This window comes from Microvirga sp. RSM25 (assembly GCF_044784385.1).
Classification (GTDB): Bacteria; Pseudomonadota; Alphaproteobacteria; order Rhizobiales; family Beijerinckiaceae; genus Microvirga; species Microvirga tunisiensis.
Window position 1 is genome coordinate 4,669,174 of record NZ_CP173039.1, and the last position, 16,103, is coordinate 4,685,276.

Sequence of the window (16,103 nt, forward strand, 5' to 3'; positions counted from 1 at the left end):
AAGTGGAAACCGCTTTTGGGATCCATCCGATGTCATTTGCTGTGTGGCGTATCGGTGGGCGCGGAGAACCGGGCCCACTTTCCGCTGATGCGGACTTCGTGACGCGGACTTCGGGTCCCGCACGATGCGCTAGGCGCCATGATAGCCGCGATACCATGCGACGAAGCGTTTCACACCCTCTTCGAGAGTGGTGGACGGCGCAAAGCCCACGTCCCGGCGCAGGTCGGTCACGTCGGCGCGGGTCTCCAGCACGTCGCCGGGCGGCAGCGGAACGTTCACGCGTTTCGCCTTCTTGCCGAGCGCATTTTCGATCAGGGCGATGAGGTCGTTCACTTCTTCGGGTGAGTCGTTGCCGATGTTGTAGACCCGGTGCGGCGCCGGGCTGATGGCCGGGTCGGGCAAGTCCGCGTTCCAGGCAGGATCGGGCACGGGCACCCGCTCGACCAGCCGCACGATGCCCTCCACGATGTCGTCCACGTAAGTGAAGTCGCGCCAGACCTGTCCCGCATTGGCGACCTGGATCTCGCGCCCCTCCGCGATGGCATGGGTGAACTTGTAGACCGCCATGTCGGGGCGTCCCCAGGGGCCGTAGACGGTGAAGAAGCGCAGGCCCGTCGCGGGCAGCCCGAACAGGGAGGCATAGGAATGCGCCATCATCTCGTTCGCCTTCTTGGTGGCGGCATAGAGGCTGATCGGGTGATCGGCGATATCGTGCTCGGAGAAGGGCAGCTTGCGGTTGGCCCCGTAGACCGAACTCGACGAGGCATAGACGAGGTGCCGGACCTCTCCGTGCCGGCAGGCCTCCAGCATGTTCATGAAGCCCATCAGGTTCGAGGCGGCATAGGGCTGCGGATCGACGAAGCGCACCCCCGGCTGGGCCGCGAGGTGGATCACCTTCTCGAAACGGTGGTGCTGAAACAGGTCGCGGGTCGCCTGCGCGTCGGAAAGATCCAGGCGCTCGCCCAGAAAGGTGTTGTGCGGGGTCAGGTTCCCGAAACGGGCCTCCTTCAGGCTCACGTCGTAATAGGGCGTGAAGCTGTCGACGCCGACCACCTGATGGCCGTCGGCCAGAAGCCGCTGCACCACGTGATAGCCGATGAAGCCTGCCGCGCCGGTAACCAGGATGGGAGCTGTCATGAAAGGACCCGCCTTATAAGGTGGCGGGAACCTTAGCGGCCTTGGCCCGATCCGCAACCATCTCTTCTTCCACCGGCTCGAAGGCGAGCGCCTGGCGCTCGCGAGCCATGAAGGCAGTGGGCATGACGGCCTGCATCTCGGCCTCCGCGGCTTTCAGGAAGGCGTCGTCATGGCCGGGATAGAGATGGAAGATCGCCAGCGCCTTCACGCCGGCGCTTTGCGCGAGCTCGACACCTTTCTGCCACGTGGAATGGCCCCAGCCGCGGCAATAGGAATATTCGGCGTCGGAGAACATCCCGTCGAAGATCATCAGGTCGGTGTCGCGCACGAAATCGGCGAGGCCGGGGTCGGGCCAGGGGTCGCTGTGCTCCACGTCGCTGACGTAGCAGATGCTGCGCCCCCGATGGCTGATGCGAAAGCCTGTGGCCCCGCCGGGATGGTTCAGAAGATGGGTCTCGATCCGCGTCCCATCGTCGAGGATGAGCGGCTCGCCCGCCCTGAAGCCGTGATGCTCGAAACGGGCGGGGAGCTGGCCGAGGCGCACGGGGAAGAGCGGCGGTGAGAAGAGGCGGCTCAGGGGCTCCATGGCGCTTTCCCCCTCCAGATGGCCGCAATAGGTGCGGATCACCCGCTCCTTGGCGAGAAGAGCGGGTTTGAAGAAGGGAAGGCCGCTGATGTGGTCGAGATGAAGATGGCTCAGGAGAATGTCGATCTTCTCGGGGGCGGCAGGGCCGAGTTCGCTGCCGAAGGCGGACAGGCCGGTGCCCGCATCGAGGATGAACAGGCGCTCGCCGCAGCGGACCTCGATGCAGGGGGTGTGCGAGCCGAACTCGACGAACTGAGGACCGGATGCGCAGGTGGAGCCGCGTATGCCCCAGAACCGGACCTGCAACGCGTCAGAGGATGCAACACGCCTTATCATTTCAGGATCATGGCCAATCGAAAACCCTGCTTATGTGCGCTAGCGCACATCAATAAGCTGCCCCCGAGCGGGACGGCAGGTCAAGGTAAATATATCACGCACTCAGCGCCTCCAGGGTTCTGGTGCGGCGATCCATCACCGGCTCGCCCCGCTCGAAATGGATAACAGCGTCGAAGGGCGGTTGATCCATGGCCGGTGAGATCGACGGCGTCACGAGGATCAGCCCGCGTCCGACGAGGGCGCGGCGCAGATTGACGACGAGCTTGTCGGCGGCGGGGCCGGGCAGCCCGTCGAGCGCTCGCTGCACCACCAGGATGCTCGACCGGCGCACGAGGCCGCGCACCAGGTCGACGGCGGCGACCTCGCTCAGGGTGAGATCGTCGCCATGCGGATCGATGGGCGTGTCGAGCCCGATGCGCGAGACCTCGCCGTCGAGGCCCCTTTGCGTCAGGACACGGCGCGTCACCTCCTGCACCGACTCGAGAGCGCCCGCCTGATCGGCGGCGATGCGCCCGAAGAGCAGGTTGTCCTGGATGCTGGCCGCCGCGCAGAAGCGCTCTTCGTCGTAGAACTCGATCGAGGACTTCAGGCTCACCGGCAGCATGCGGGCGAAATCGGCGCGGGCGACGAGGATCTGTTCCTCCAAGCCGGCTTCGAGCAATCCCAGGCGATGCCGGCTCTCGTTGTAGCGCAAAGCGAGGCCGATCAGGCGCCCCCGGTCCCGCGAGGTCTGGTCGCTGCGCCGCTGCTCGTTCTTCCGGTCGACGAGATCCTGGAAGTAGGGCCGATCCGCCGCAGAGAAAAACGAGAAGCGCTCGAAAAGTGGGGATCCATCCGGGATGTCGGAGAAGATCTCGATCATGCTCGTGGCGATCGAAAGCCCCATCCGGGCGAGCGGCTTGGTCAGCTCGTTGGCTTCCAGGATCGCCCGGACGAAGGGATGGCTCGACAGGCGATCCTCCTGGAACGAGTCGCCGATGGGCTTCCCGAACAGCAGGTTCTCGCCGATGGTCGCATAGCGGTTGTAGCGCATGGCGCTGAAGGGATCGACGAAGCGGTCGAGCTGCTCGGCCGCCAGCGCCGCCTGCACGGCGCGGCGCGCTTCCACGATGGCGGCGGCGAACTTCGGCTCCCGTGCCGGATCGATGGTTCCCGACAGGCCGCGGGCATGGGTCAGACGGTCGAGACCCGCGACCGCGATGGCCTCGGAGAGACGGTGGTCGAGTTCGCTCTCCGGCGCGGAGGCGCCGTAGAGCAGATTGTCTCTCAGGCTGCCTTCGATCAGGACCGTGTTGCCGGAAAAGGCGATGCGCCGGCTGCGTTCCACCGGATCGGCGGCGGAGAGATCGATGCCGCCATAGGTGAGGCGGCCCAGCGACGGCGGGATCTGACCGCTCATGAGCGCCGCGAGAAGCCGCGGGCCGGCATCCCCGTCGCCGACCAGGGCCACATGGGACGGGAAGGCGAGGGTGAGGTTGACCGAGGAGACCCGCGCGCCGCTCGCCGGGTCGTAGGCCGAGACGCCCTGCGCCACGAGGGCGCCGCTCTCGGGCAGGGCAGCCTTTCCTTTCAGCGCCGCGCGCAGCTTCAAGGGACCCAATCCTCTGCCGAGATCGATGAGCAGCGCCCGCGCCCTCAAGGTGAGCCGGTGCCACTGGACCACCTCCCGGGTGCCATAGGCGGCAAGCGCCGCCGCGAGCACGCAGGCCGCGACCGTTCCCGCCGTCACGGGACGGGTCTGCGAGAACCAGGCGCCCAGGGCCAGCACCGACAGGGGGGCGATCATGAGCACGGCCGCAGTGGCCGCCTCGGCCAGGGCCAGGCGGTATTCCCACTTCATCACCGGGCGATGACTCAGCACCAGCGCCTCACGCACCCGGTTCCGCTCGTAGGGAGCGGTGCCGTGCGCGCGCAGGGCCGGGATGCGGTGCTCCAGCTCCGCGAACACGCCCTCGGCCTCGTCGCCTTCCCGGTGTCGGGCGGCGGTGGCGTCGAACCGCAGCAGGGAGCGGCGGGCGCTCACGATGGCGCCCAGCGCCAGGACCAGTGCCAGGGCGGCGCCGAGATGCCAGTCCATGACGAAGACATAGGCGCAGGCGAGCCCGATCATCCCGCCCAGCTTCACCGGCATGAGAAGGCTGGAGCCCAGCACGCCGCTCTCGCGGGCCAGGCCCCGGGCGGCGAGCGCCGTCACCACGGCAATCTCGTCATGGGAGGCGGAGGGAACCTTCAGGATGACGTCGAGGGCCGCAGACTGAGTTTTCGTGAGCATCCTCAAACCGATGCCGACCACGAGCCATTCGAATCCGATCAGGATCAGGCCAAGGAGCACGGGAATGAGCAGGATGCCGACAATCGAGGCCAGTGCAAAAGCCTCAGGGCCCAGCAGGACGCCCGGAAACAGGACGATGGGTTCGGGCCAGAGACCGGCCGGCGGGGAGATGGCGATCCGCAGGAAGGAGGCCGGCGCATTCCAGCCGCCCGCTCCCCCGGTTGCGCGGTCGACGACGACGCGCACCAGATCGAAGCCGACGAGGATCAGAAGGCCTGCCAGGGCCAGAAGGCTGAATCCGACGAAATGGCGAAAAGGAGATGTTTTCCACGCCAGGCGCAGCGGGTCGCGCTCCACGACAACTCCCAAGGACAACTCCAACGAACAGGTTCGGTGACTTTGATAGAGCCTAGAGCATTTTTTGACGAGTGGGATCAGCTTGGCCGTTAAAAAATGCGCTCCGGCACAAAACAGGGCGATCCGAGGCTCCATATCCTCAAGCGGCGCATCGTTCTTCGCGGAAAACCGGATCCACACTTTTCCGCACGATGCGCCGGTTGCCCCTCGCCGCGCCGCGCCTCAACTCTATGTCATCCCCCTTGCTGCCTTTCACGGAGGATCGGTGAGCCTGTCCATGACGTCTCCCCTGCCGCTCGACCCGGTTTTCCAGCTCGTCCTCGAGGTTCCGACCCGCACGCCGAGTCCGGATCTGCCGCGCCGTCTGACGAGGCTCTTCAAGGAACTGGCTCTGTCGGAACCGGCCCGTCCGGTCGAGGACATCGAGGATCAGATCTGGGCACTGTGGGGATCCCACGAAGACCGCCTCGCCGAGGAGACCATGATGGCGGCCGTGGAGGCCATGGGCTCGGGATCGCTCAAGACCGCCCGGCCCCTGCTCGATCATCTGGTCGCCAAGTACCCCGGCTGGGCGGAGGCCTGGAACAAGCGGGCGACGCTCGCGTCCATCGAGAACCGCGACGCGGACAGCCTGCTCGACATCGCCCAGACCCTGCGGCTCGAGCCGCGCCATTTCGGTGCCATTGCCGGGTTCGGCAATATCTGCCTGCGCAACGGACATCTCAACGAGGCCCGCGCGGCGTTTCAGATCGCCCTGTCCATCAACCCGCACATGGACGATCTGCGCGACATGCTGGAGAACCTGTCGCCACATCATCTGATGCTGCATTAGCGCCTCGTGCGGAGCTGATCGGCCGCGCAACGACGAACAGCGGTGCTCGATGGCCGCTCGCCACGTGATCACCGGCCTTGTGCCGGTGATCCCGATGATCTGAAACGCTGCGCTCTTCGGTTCGAGATGGCCGGGACAAGCCCGGCCATGACGTAGAGGGTTATCGTTCCGGCCTGTAAGATCGAAAAATCCTTCACCCCAACTCGAAGGTCGAAATCCCGTAGGTTCGCGAGAGCGGCAGGTCCGGTTCCCGGCCGCGATACATCCGTGCCGTCTCGAACGCGGGCGACAGGCCATAGCGCGCGGCAAGCCGGACGGCGGCCTGGTTCGGCTCCGGCAGATCCAGGAAGACCGCATCGCCGTTCGCCCCTGATGCGAGCGCCCGGAACAGGAGATCGGCCTCGCGCTCGCCATCGGCGAAGAGCGGCCCGATCTTGGAGCCGCTCCGGCAGGCCCGGATGACTCCGTAGCCCTTGATGATCCCATCCTCCACGAACGCGAAGGCATCGCGCGCCTCGGGCTTGAGCCAGCAGCGCAGAAAGGCCTCGCGCGGCGCGGGAAAGAACGGCCGGTCGTAGGCGAGAACGGCGTCCACGATCTCAGGGTTTACTCGCTTCAGGCCCTCGTCCCGGGGCGCTGCGACCTGCGGGGTGCCGCCGAAGCGCACGTTGCGGTGCGCCAGGGCGAAGCCGGATTTCCGATAATTCTCCTGCTGGGCCACGACGCCGTCGAGACCAACCGTGCGATCGCCGAGAGAATCCATGCCGGCCCGCCACAGGCGATGGCCCAAACCGCGTCCGCGCCGGTCCGGCCGGACGACGTAGAGGCCGAGAAAGCCGAAGGTTCCGGCGTAGCGGACCACCGAGATGGACGCGACGGGCTCGTCGCCGAGACAGCCCATCAGGAAGCCTGCCGGATCGGCCGCCTGGAAACACGTGGCATCGTTGAGTCCGGGGTTCCAGCCCTCGGCCGCAGCCCAGTCGATCGCCCGGTCCAGGTCGTGACGGGTCATGACGCGGATCGTCAGATCGTCCGGGTTTTCGAGGGTCATGTCCGGCCTCGTCGGTTGCTCCCGTGAGAGAGCCCGCTGCATGAATCGATCCGAGAATAGAATGCACGTTGAGACACATCGCAAGCGCGACAATGGAACCGTTGCGGGTTCATCGCGGGCCAGTACCTTAGACGCCATGTCCGATTCGCCTGCCATTCTCTCTCGTCCCATCGTCCTGCCCGCCGACGGCCGCCAATCCACCGTTGCCGCCGGTGTCCAGCGCGGCGTGCGCCGCCTGTTCTCGCAACTCGGCCATGTGACCCTGCCGGAATTCACCCTCGCCAACGGCAGGCGCGCCGATCTCATCGCGCTCGCGCCCGACGGCGCGCTCACGATCATCGAGATCAAGTCGAGCGTGGCGGATTTCCGGGCCGACAGGAAATGGCCCGATTACGAGGATTTCTGCGACCGGTTCTATTTCGCCGTGCCGGAAACCGTGCCCTTCGACATCCTGCCGGAGGATCGCGGCCTGATCATCGCCGACAGCTTCGGGGCGGCGATCATGCGGGAGGCGTCGCACCATCCGCTCGCCGGCGCGCGCCGCAAGGCCGTGACCCTGCGCTTCGCCCATTCGGCCGCATCGCTGCTCCATGCCCTGGCCGATCCGGACCGGGTCGCGGACGGGCGTCTCTGAGGCCTGCGCTGCCGCAGCGTGATTTCTGTGCATGTCCGTTTCGAACGGTTGCATGACAGCAGGCCGGGTTTCACTCTTCCCGCGGCCTCTCAGGCTGGGAGGATGGTGGGGCGATCATGGAACAGGCCATCAGGTTTCTGCTCAGCAATTTCACCCTGACCCTTTTCGGCGTCGGGCTTGTGGCTTCGCTCGTCGCCTTGCTGCGACACCCGCGCCCCTGGGGCCGCGCCACAATCATCGAGGCTTTGCTGTCCTGGTTCCTGTTCTTCTCGCTCGGGATCAGCTTCCTCTACAATTTCGTCATGCACGTCTTCTTCTCCGAGATGGCGGCCGCGTTCATCGGCTGGCCGACCAGCCCATTCCAGAAGGAAGTCGGCTTCGCGAGCCTCGGATTCTCCGTCGTGGGATTCATGGCGTTCCAAGGCAGCCCCGGCCTGCGCCTGGCCGCGCTCGTCGGCCCGGCCTGCTTCCTCTGGGGGGCCGCGGCCGGTCACGCGGTGCAGATGGTGGAGGCGCACAACTACGCTCCCGGCAATGCCGGCGTGATCTTCTACACGGACATCCTGCTGCCGGTCTTCGGGCTTGTCTTGCTAGGGATGCGGCGACGGGCCGAGACGATCACAGGGACAGGGATGCCGAGGCCGGCTTTTCCTCGCTAAGCACTCGTTGCCATGGAAAGTCAGCGCGGCGCGCGCTTGGCGAGGATTCGCTGCAGGGTCCGGCGATGCATGTTGAGGCGGCGGGCCGTCTCCGAGACGTTGCGGCCGCACAATTCGTAGACCCGCTGGATATGCTCCCAGCGCACCCGGTCCGCCGACATGGGATTCTCCGGCGGCAAGGCGCGTTCTCCGGGCTGGGCCATGAGGGCGGCATGGATCTCGTCCGCATCGGCGGGTTTCGCCAGATAATCGAAGGCCCCCATCTTCACCGCCGTCACGGCGGTGGCGATGTTGCCGTAGCCGGTGAGGATGACGCCGCGGGCGTCCGGTCGGCGGCTTTTCAGGCGCTCGATCACATCGAGCCCATTGCCGTCTCCGAGGCGCATGTCGATCACCGCGAAAGCCGGTGGTTCGTTTTCGATGGCCGCCAGGCCGTCCGACACGCTCTCGGCCACGCGAACCTGATAGCCGCGGCCTTCCATGGCACGGGCGAGTCGGGTCGAGAACGGCCGGTCGTCATCGACGATCAAGAGGCTCTTGTCGGCGCGATCTTCGAACGCGGCAGGCGCATCGGCCATCAGGACATCTCCTTGCATTTTAAGGCTGAGCTCCTTCATGAGCGAGCCTGTCCGGCTCCTCTCTCATATGGGAATTCTTCCTCTAACCTTTGAGAGATAGCTTGGAATCTCCCTGCGGCGAAATTGCCGCACCTCGTTCAAACGCATGACGGGGCCAAACGATCCGTGCGATGGCGCCGGAGGCGGGCGGAGCGGTATTCGTCAGGGTCAATTCGGCCCCCGAGCGCTCGATCAGGGTCTTGGCGATGAACAGGCCCAATCCCAATCCTCCGCCCTCCTCGCTGTCCTCGGTGCGCTCGGCGGCGCTGCGGGTGGTCACATAGGGCTCGCCGACCCTGAGCAGAATATCGGGAGCGTAGCCGGGGCCGTCATCCCGGATCTCGATGAAAACCTCGTGAGGCGACCAGCAGGCCTCGATCGTCACCCGGCTTTCGGCGAAGTCCGTCGCGTTGTCGAGGATGTTGGACAGGCCATAGACGACGCCGGGATTGCGGCGTCCCATGGGCTCCGGCCCTTCGCCGCTCGTCTCGACCGTGACGTCGAAGCCGACGGCGCGCTGCGGCTCCACGATCTCCTCCACGAGGTGGCTCAGCGAGATCGTCTCCAGGAACTCGGATTCTTCCTCCTGGCCCATGGAGGTGAGCTTGGTCAGGATGGTGCGGCAGCGCTCCACCTGCTCCTGCAGGAGCTTCAGATCCTCTCCCACCGGGCCGTCCTTGGGCATGGAATGGCTCAGTTCCTTCGTCACCAGGGCGATGGTGGCAAGCGGCGTGCCGAGTTCGTGGGCCGCCGCCGCGGCCAGGCCGTCGAGCTGGGACAGGTGCTGCTCGCGGGCGAGCACCAGCTCCGTGGCGGCGAGCGCCTGGGCGAGCTGCCGGGCTTCCTCGGCCACGCGCCAGGCATAGATGCCGGTGAAGGCCGTGCCGAGCACGATCGCGGCCCAGATTCCGGTTACGTAGAGGAAGGGAAGGGTGAAGCTCTGCCCGGGATACCAGGGCAGCGGCTTGTGGGCGAGCACCAGGAGCGTCGCGCAGCCGATGGCCAGAAGGCCGAGCCCCAGGGTCCGCTCCGGGGTCAGGGCCGTGGCGGAGATCAGCACGGGGGCCAGGAACAGCATGGCGAAGGGATTCTCCAACCCGCCCGTCAGGTAGAGCAGCCCCGCCAGCTGCAGGATGTCGAAGGCCAGAAGCGCCGTGGCGATGTTGTCGCTGAGCCGGTGGCTGGCCGGATACTGGATGCGCAGGAGAAGGTTGACCCAGATTGAGGCGCTGATGACCAGGAAGCACAGGGCGAAGGGAAGGGGAAAGCCGAGGCCGAAGCGCACCCCGGCGACCGCCGCCGCCTGACCTGCGATGGCGAGCCAGCGCAGGCGAACGAGAGTGTCGAGGCGCAGATGCCGGGCGTGGTGGGTCAGACTCTTCTGGTCGATTTTGGACATCACCGAACAGAATAGGGCCGCGCGTATGTTCGCCAAGCATTCACTACCGGGCTATTTTCCTATCGTCGACTTGAGGGATGCTCTGAAACCAAAGTATGTAGTTCGTTTTTGCAGGGGAAGAGCTAGGCTGTTGCAATAATCTGAAGGAACTTTAATCTTAAAATTACGGTTGAGGATAAAGCCTACCGCAATATGCGAGAACCAGGCGCCCGGCCTTTGGGGATACAGATGAATTTTTCTTATGTTTGGTACGATACCGCGCATTGGCTTTTGAGTCCGGCTCGCGCAGCTACCGATTTCACGAAGCACTTGTTCGATAATCCCGACAACCCCCTCACGAACACGCCTTATGGCCGGACCGTCTCGGCGGCCTGCGAATTGTTCGAGCGCACCACGCGGCGCTACGGCAAGCCCGCCTTCGACCTGCCGACCACCGTGATCGGCAACGAGGAGGTGGCGGTCACCGAGAAAATCGTCTGGGAGCGTGCCTTCTGCCGCGTCATCTCCTTCGAACGGGATCATGCGAGCGCCAAGGATCAGCCGAAGCTTCTGATCGTCGCTCCGATGTCGGGCCATTACGCCACGCTCCTGCGCGGCACGGTCGAGACCTTCCTGCCGACCCACCAGGTGATGATCACCGACTGGATCGATGCCCGCATGGTTCCTCTGGCGGAAGGTTCGTTCGACCTCGACGATTACATCGATTATCTCAAGGCCATGTTCCGGGAATTCGGCCCGAGCTTAAGCGTGATGGCCGTCTGCCAGCCGGCCGTTCCCGTGATGGCGGCGATCGCCCGCCTCGAGGCCGAGAACGACCCTTCCACCCCGCGCTCCATGATCCTCATGGGCGGTCCCATCGACACCCGCCGCTCACCCACCGCCGTGAACCGGCTGGCGGAGGAACGCGGCATCGATTGGTTCCGGCAGCACTGCATCACCAAGGTGCCGCCGTCCCATCCGGGCTTCTGGCGCGATGTGTACCCCGGCTTCCAGCAGCTTTCCGGCTTCATGGCCATGAACATCGACCGGCACCTGACCGCCCATTACGAGATGTTCAACCATCTCGTGGACGGCGACGGCGATTCGGCCGAGAAGCACCGGGACTTCTACGACGAGTATCTCGCCGTCATGGACCTGACCGCCGAGTTCTATCTTCAGACGATCGAGAAGGTGTTCGTGAACCACGAACTGCCCAAGGGCGAGATGATGCACCGGGATCAGCCGGTGGACCTGATGGACATCCGGCGCTGCGCCATCATGGCGGTCGAGGGCGAGCGGGACGACATCTCGGGCGTAGGCCAGACCCTGGCCGCCCTCGACTTGACCCCCAACCTCCCGTCCGACAAGAAGCTCTATCACCTGCAGGCCGGGGTCGGTCACTATGGCGTCTTCAACGGTTCTCGTTTCAGGGCTCAGATCGCTCCTCGAATCGTTGAATTCATTGAGAATCACAATCGAGAACCAGCCCGGAAGAAGTCGTCAAGGGCTTGAGTCCGTTCTTGATACGTTCCTAGGAGCGGCAAACGGCTGCGCTGACAGAATCAGCGTGACAGGGCAGATTGCGGACATGAAATCCGCCCTGTTCCGCCGCGTCCCTGCGGACCCGCCTCATCTCAAGGTTTTCCATGAGGGCCAATCCTTCAAGGTGGCCCTCAAACGCCGTCCGACGGCCAAACGGATCACGCTGCGCGTCTCCAACGCGACCGGCGAGGTCGTGCTCAGCATCCCCGAGCGCACGGATGTGGGCCTCGCCCAGAAATTCGCCGACAGCCACAGCCAATGGATCGCCACCCGGCTCGCCAAAGTGCCGGAGCGGGTGCCGTTCGAGCCGGGCGCCCTCGTGCCCTTGCGCGGCGTCCCGCACCGGATCGTCCATTGGTCCACGATTCGGGGTGTGACCCAGGCCACCAAGGGCGGCGCGGGCGAGCCGATCATCGCCGTCACCGGCGAAGCGAACCACGTGGCGCGGCGGGTGCGGGATTTCCTCGAGGCCGAGGCCAGACGTGATTTCGCCGCGGCCGTGAAGAAGCATACGGCTCAGCTTGGGCAGCCGGCCAAGCGCATCACCGTGCGCGACACCAAGAGCCGCTGGGGCTCCTGCTCGGCCAATGGGGCGCTCAGCTTCTCCTGGCGGCTGATCATGGCCCCGCCCTTCGTGCTGGATTATCTCGCCGCTCACGAGGTGGCCCACCTGCGCGAACTCAACCATTCCAACCGGTTCTGGAAGCTCACCTACCAGCTCTGCCCGCACACGGACGAGGCGGAGGCCTGGCTCAAGACCTACGGCAGCGCCCTGCACCGCATCGGGTGAGGGGCCGTTGCGGCCAGGTCGTCTTACTGGCCGTCAGCCGGGAAAGGGCCGCTGATAGCCCCTCCCCGTCATCACCGGCCTTGTGCCGGTGATCTCGTTCGGAAAGGCTCGGCGTTCCACAGGATCGGGATGGCCGGGACTGATTCCCGGATCAAGTCCGGGGACGGCCATGACGTGGAGAGTGTCATCCCCGGCGGTCCATAGGACCGGAAAGGGGATCCATGATCAGGCGCAGCGCTATGGATTTCCTTCCCCTCCGCTGCGCTTCGGCCGGGAATGACACCGGGGCCCGCGATCCCCGGATCGCCTGAGCGCGTCCGGGATGACATCCGCTCCCAATCCCTTTGTTTCCATTGGACAATTTATCGATTTTTTAACCAACGCCCCGCAGACATGCCGTTAGGGCAATAGACCTGACGCGTGTCGATCCGGCCGCTCTCCCAGAGCTGGACGTGCCGTCGGTCGGCAGGGGCATGATTCCAATGGCACTGAAGAATTTTTCGATTCCGCAGAAGGTGATTGCGGTTGTTTCTCTCATGGGGCTCGTCGCCGCCATGATCGCCGTGGTGGGCTGGCGCGAGACGTCCAAACTCAAGGACGCGATGGAGATCGTGGGTCTGCGCGAGGAAGCCGCGCGCGAGGCCATGGACCTGCGCGTCGACATCATCGCCATCAGCCGGATGACCTATCAGGTCGCGCAGCAGCCGAACAAGGCGTCCGATTTCAGCACCGAGGCCGAACGCCGCTCGAAGGAGATGCTCGATCGCTTCAAGAAGCTCGAAGCGGTTGCGGATTCGCAGGAGAAGACCCTGCTCGGCGAGATGCGGGCTGCCCTGAATGTCTATTTCGACGCCATCCGCTCCATGATCAAGGTGGCGGCGTCCGACAAGGGTAACGTACAGGCGGTCATGAACGCCGAGGTCGAGAAGGGCCTGGCCTCTCAGCGCAATGTCACCGACACGGTGAAGGCCTACAGCACCTATACGGCGAAGAAGCTCGCCGACATGCGCTCGGCTGCCGAAGAGGGTGCGAATGTCGCGATCCAGCTCCAGATCGGCGTTGCGGCCATCGGCATCGTCCTCGGCGTGCTGATCAGCCTCCTGATGACGAAATTCAGCATCGTGTCGCCCCTGCGCAGCCTGACCTCGGTCATGCGCCGGCTGGCGGATGGCGATCTCGCGGTCGACTTGCCGGCTGGCAATCGCAGCCGCGATATCGGCCTGATGATCGAAGCCGTGCAGGTCTTCAAGGACCGCATGGTCCGCAACAAGGCGCTGGAACTCGAGGCGATTCAGGCCCGCGAGGCCTCCGAGGTCCAGCGCAAGCGGACGATGACCGAGCTGGCCGAGACCTTCGACAGCGCCATCGGCGAGATCATCCAGTCGGTTTCGACGGCCGCCGGCCGCATGCAGTCGACCGCGGAGCAGCTGACGAATTCCGCCCAGGCCACATCCTCGCGCTCCACGGCCGTTGCGGCGGCAGCCGAACAGACCTCGGCCAACGTGCTCGCCATGTCGAGCGCCACCGAGGAACTCGGCGCCTCCGTGGGCGAGATCAGCCGCCAGGTCGAGCAATCCGCCATCATGTCCCGCGAGGCCGTGCAGGCCGCGACGACGACCAACGAGATCGTCTCGCAGCTGAGCGCCGCCGCCGACCGGGTCGGTGCGGTCATCGACATGATCTCGGCCATCGCCGGCCAGACGAACCTCCTGGCGCTGAACGCGACCATCGAGGCCGCCCGCGCCGGCGAGGCCGGCCGCGGCTTCGCCGTGGTGGCGACCGAGGTGAAGTCGCTCGCCGACCAGACCTCGAAGGCGACCGCCGACATCTCGAGCCAGATCGCCGCGATCCAGACCTCGACCTCGCAGGCCGTGGAGGCGATCAACGGCATCACCCAGCGCATCCAGGCGATGAGCGACGTGTCGAGCAGCATCGCCATCGCGGTGGACCAGCAGGGCGCCGCCACGCAGGAGATCGTCTCCTCCGTGAACCAGGCCTCCGCGGGCACGGGCGAAGTGACGGCCAACATCAACAGGGTGGCCCAGGTGGCCGAGGAAACGGAGACCGCCGCCCATCAGGTGCTGACATCGTCCTCGGCTCTCGTGGGCCAGGCGGAGCATCTGCGCGATCAGGTCAACAACTTCCTGGCGACCGTCCGCGCCGCTTGACACGCCTAAAACAGATGACAGGCACGCGGTTTCCGCTTAACCGGGCGTGCCTGTCATTGTTGAACCCGTTTCATGCTCAAACCCGATACGCTGGCCCTCACCGTCGTCCTGGCGCTTCTCACCGCGCTCGGGCCCCTCTCGACGGATATGTATCTGCCCTCGCTGCCCGCGATTGCGGCGGGACTTGAGGCGACGACCGGGCAGACGCAGCTCACCCTCTCGGCCTTCCTTCTCGGCTTTGCCGCCGGGCAGTTCTTCTACGGGCCGATCTCCGACCGGATCGGGCGCAAGCCCGTGCTGCTCTTCGGGCTCGGGCTCTTCACGCTCGCGAGCCTGATCTGCGCGCTCTCGCCCAACATCGAGACCCTGATCGGCGCGCGCTTCCTGCAGGCGCTCGGCGCCTCCGGTCCCATCGTGCTCGGGCGCGCCATCGTGCGCGATTTCTACGAGGGGCCGCGGGCCGGTCGCGAGTTGTCGCGCATGGGCACGATCATGGGCGTGGTGCCGGCGGCGGCCCCGATCCTCGGCGGCGTGATCGAGCGCTTCACGGGCTGGCGCGTGACCTTCGGCGTGATGATCCTGTTCGGCCTAGGCATGGCCGCCGTCATCAGTTTACGCATGCCGGAAAGCATCCGCCGGAAATCGGATGTGCCGATCTCGTTTCTCTCGATCCTGCGGGGATTCCGGCTTCTGCTGGGACATACCGGCTACCGGACTTATGTCGGCCTCTCCATGCTCACCTATGGCGGGCTGTTCGCCTTCATCTCCGGCTCGTCCTTCGTGCTGCAGAAGATCTATCACCTGGACGAATTGTCGTTCGCCTTTTCCTTCACCTTCGTGGTGGCGGGCTTCATCACCGGCACCACGCTCGCTCAGTCTCTCGTGGGGCGCTACGGGCTCGACGGGACCATCAGGCTCGGGGTGACGTGCCTGGCGCTCGGCGGCGTCACCATGCTGGCTCTGGTGCTGGCGGGTGTCCCGTCGTCCTTGAGCATCAGCGCCCCCATGGCGATCTATGGCGTGGGCGTCGGCCTCACCATGCCGCAATCCATGGCCTCGGCCCTGATGCCGTTTCCGGATCGCGCCGGCGCGGCCTCGTCCCTGCTCGGCATCTGCCAGATGACCTTTGCCGCCATCGTGGGCATTCTCCTGGGGCGCAACCTCGACGCCTCCGCGATTCCTTTGCCCGCCACCATCGCCACGACGGGCGTTCTGGCGCTTGCCCTGTTCCTGGCGACGGGACGGGCGCGAGGGCATCAGCCCAAGGGCTGATCCATCGTCGGGATCCCGGCCAGGACATCGGTGGCCTTGTGATCGTCCGAAACGCCGTCAATGAAGAAGATGGCGCCCCGGGAGTTCTTCGTGCGCAGGGGCAGGATTTGCCGATAGGCGGGTGAGTCGTACCAGGCGCGGATGCTGTCCTTATCCGGGAACTCGATCACGATCAGGTCGCCCGACCAGGAGCCCTCCACCACCGACACGGGTCCTCCGTGAATGATGAACCGCCCGTCGAACGGCGCGAGAGTTTCATCGATGCGCTTGAGATATTCGATGACGTCCGGACCGACATTCACATCGTGCAGATGACCGACAGCATAGGCAGGCATGGCGTGCTCCTCCTTGTGTGATGAAGCGAGCATGCCGGGCCGAAGGAGCGTTGGCGATTACGTGCCAGGTCATGATCGGCGAGATTTTCGTCCGCTTACCGTCATGTCGGGTTCGCACCAGAGGTGCGCCCCGGCAT

At 65.3% G+C, this 16,103-nt stretch carries 14 protein-coding genes; 7 read left to right on the forward strand and 7 right to left on the reverse strand.

The window, feature by feature from the left end:
• Positions 1-129 precede the first annotated feature (129 nt).
• The 3 genes from ACD578_RS22220 to ACD578_RS22230 form a co-directional block, all read right to left on the reverse strand.
• Positions 130-1,137: an NAD-dependent epimerase/dehydratase family protein gene (locus ACD578_RS22220; RefSeq protein ID WP_404288568.1), complete on the reverse strand. Its 1,008-nt coding sequence runs from the start codon at positions 1,135-1,137 to the stop codon at positions 130-132.
• A gap of 13 nt (positions 1,138-1,150) precedes the next feature.
• Entirely contained in the window at positions 1,151-2,059 is a 909-nt protein-coding gene (locus ACD578_RS22225; protein WP_404288570.1) for an MBL fold metallo-hydrolase, read from the reverse strand.
• A gap of 94 nt (positions 2,060-2,153) precedes the next feature.
• Positions 2,154-4,700, reverse strand: a complete 2,547-nt coding sequence (locus ACD578_RS22230; RefSeq protein WP_404288572.1) for an ABC transporter ATP-binding protein — start codon at positions 4,698-4,700, stop codon at positions 2,154-2,156.
• Between the two features lie 265 nt (positions 4,701-4,965).
• Here ACD578_RS22230 and ACD578_RS22235 point away from each other — a divergent pair, with 265 nt between their 5' ends.
• A complete protein-coding gene (locus tag ACD578_RS22235; RefSeq protein ID WP_404288574.1) occupies positions 4,966-5,520 on the forward strand; it encodes a tetratricopeptide repeat protein in 555 nt (184 codons plus the stop codon).
• 193 nt (positions 5,521-5,713) lie between these two features.
• On the opposite strand, the gene ACD578_RS22240 is transcribed toward ACD578_RS22235, so the two are convergent.
• On the reverse strand, positions 5,714-6,571 hold the full coding sequence (locus ACD578_RS22240) for a GNAT family N-acetyltransferase (RefSeq protein WP_404288576.1): 858 nt from the start codon (positions 6,569-6,571) through the stop codon (positions 5,714-5,716).
• Positions 6,572-6,707: 136 nt separating this feature from the next.
• On the opposite strand from ACD578_RS22240, the gene ACD578_RS22245 reads away from it, so the two are divergent.
• The gene (locus ACD578_RS22245; protein ID WP_404293991.1) at positions 6,708-7,205 is read left to right on the forward strand and encodes an MmcB family DNA repair protein; all 498 of its coding nucleotides are present in this window, start codon (positions 6,708-6,710) and stop codon (positions 7,203-7,205) included.
• 116 nt (positions 7,206-7,321) lie between these two features.
• The gene (locus ACD578_RS22250; protein WP_404288578.1) at positions 7,322-7,864 is read left to right on the forward strand and encodes a DUF6790 family protein; all 543 of its coding nucleotides are present in this window, start codon (positions 7,322-7,324) and stop codon (positions 7,862-7,864) included.
• 20 nt (positions 7,865-7,884) lie between these two features.
• Here the strand turns inward: ACD578_RS22250 and ACD578_RS22255 are convergent, their stop codons facing one another.
• Both ACD578_RS22255 and ACD578_RS22260 read right to left on the reverse strand, forming a co-directional pair.
• Positions 7,885-8,442 (reverse strand): ActR/PrrA/RegA family redox response regulator transcription factor, encoded by a 558-nt coding sequence (locus ACD578_RS22255; protein WP_152714742.1) that lies wholly within the window; start codon positions 8,440-8,442, stop codon positions 7,885-7,887.
• 82 nt (positions 8,443-8,524) lie between these two features.
• The gene (locus ACD578_RS22260; RefSeq protein ID WP_404288580.1) at positions 8,525-9,880 is read right to left on the reverse strand and encodes an ActS/PrrB/RegB family redox-sensitive histidine kinase; all 1,356 of its coding nucleotides are present in this window, start codon (positions 9,878-9,880) and stop codon (positions 8,525-8,527) included.
• Between the two features lie 228 nt (positions 9,881-10,108).
• On the opposite strand from ACD578_RS22260, the gene ACD578_RS22265 reads away from it, so the two are divergent.
• The 4 genes from ACD578_RS22265 to ACD578_RS22280 all read left to right on the forward strand — a co-directional run bounded on the left by ACD578_RS22265 (position 10,109) and on the right by ACD578_RS22280 (position 15,631).
• The gene (locus ACD578_RS22265) at positions 10,109-11,371 is read left to right on the forward strand and encodes a polyhydroxyalkanoate depolymerase (protein ID WP_404288582.1); all 1,263 of its coding nucleotides are present in this window, start codon (positions 10,109-10,111) and stop codon (positions 11,369-11,371) included.
• 76 nt (positions 11,372-11,447) lie between these two features.
• Positions 11,448-12,191, forward strand: a complete 744-nt coding sequence (locus ACD578_RS22270) for a M48 family metallopeptidase (protein ID WP_404288584.1) — start codon at positions 11,448-11,450, stop codon at positions 12,189-12,191.
• 482 nt (positions 12,192-12,673) lie between these two features.
• The gene (locus tag ACD578_RS22275) at positions 12,674-14,359 is read left to right on the forward strand and encodes a methyl-accepting chemotaxis protein (protein ID WP_404288586.1); all 1,686 of its coding nucleotides are present in this window, start codon (positions 12,674-12,676) and stop codon (positions 14,357-14,359) included.
• 72 nt (positions 14,360-14,431) lie between these two features.
• Complete coding sequence (locus ACD578_RS22280; protein ID WP_404288588.1) at positions 14,432-15,631, forward strand: multidrug effflux MFS transporter; 1,200 nt, start codon at positions 14,432-14,434, stop codon at positions 15,629-15,631.
• Here the strand turns inward: ACD578_RS22280 and ACD578_RS22285 are convergent.
• Complete coding sequence (locus ACD578_RS22285) at positions 15,616-15,966, reverse strand: DUF1330 domain-containing protein (protein WP_404288590.1); 351 nt, start codon at positions 15,964-15,966, stop codon at positions 15,616-15,618. The two genes, ACD578_RS22280 and ACD578_RS22285, sit on opposite strands and share 16 nt — an antisense overlap.
• Positions 15,967-16,103 lie beyond the last annotated feature (137 nt).

Bases quoted from the DNA above. Each gene is read 5' to 3' on its own strand.
- ACD578_RS22285 (WP_404288590.1), bottom strand. From the start codon at position 15,966: ATGCCTGCCTATGCTGTCGGTCATCTGCACGATGTGAATGTCGGTCCG.
- ACD578_RS22255 (WP_152714742.1), bottom strand. From the start codon at position 8,442: ATGGCCGATGCGCCTGCCGCGTTCGAAGATCGCGCCGACAAGAGCCTC.
- ACD578_RS22245 (WP_404293991.1), top strand. From the start codon at position 6,708: ATGTCCGATTCGCCTGCCATTCTCTCTCGTCCCATCGTCCTGCCCGCC.
- ACD578_RS22275 (WP_404288586.1), top strand. From the start codon at position 12,674: ATGGCACTGAAGAATTTTTCGATTCCGCAGAAGGTGATTGCGGTTGTT.
- ACD578_RS22250 (WP_404288578.1), top strand. From the start codon at position 7,322: ATGGAACAGGCCATCAGGTTTCTGCTCAGCAATTTCACCCTGACCCTT.
- ACD578_RS22225 (WP_404288570.1), bottom strand. From the start codon at position 2,059: ATGATAAGGCGTGTTGCATCCTCTGACGCGTTGCAGGTCCGGTTCTGG.
- ACD578_RS22240 (WP_404288576.1), bottom strand. From the start codon at position 6,571: ATGACCCTCGAAAACCCGGACGATCTGACGATCCGCGTCATGACCCGT.
- ACD578_RS22280 (WP_404288588.1), top strand. From the start codon at position 14,432: ATGCTCAAACCCGATACGCTGGCCCTCACCGTCGTCCTGGCGCTTCTC.
- ACD578_RS22235 (WP_404288574.1), top strand. From the start codon at position 4,966: ATGACGTCTCCCCTGCCGCTCGACCCGGTTTTCCAGCTCGTCCTCGAG.
- ACD578_RS22260 (WP_404288580.1), bottom strand. From the start codon at position 9,880: ATGTCCAAAATCGACCAGAAGAGTCTGACCCACCACGCCCGGCATCTG.
- ACD578_RS22270 (WP_404288584.1), top strand. From the start codon at position 11,448: ATGAAATCCGCCCTGTTCCGCCGCGTCCCTGCGGACCCGCCTCATCTC.
- ACD578_RS22220 (WP_404288568.1), bottom strand. From the start codon at position 1,137: ATGACAGCTCCCATCCTGGTTACCGGCGCGGCAGGCTTCATCGGCTAT.
- ACD578_RS22265 (WP_404288582.1), top strand. From the start codon at position 10,109: ATGAATTTTTCTTATGTTTGGTACGATACCGCGCATTGGCTTTTGAGT.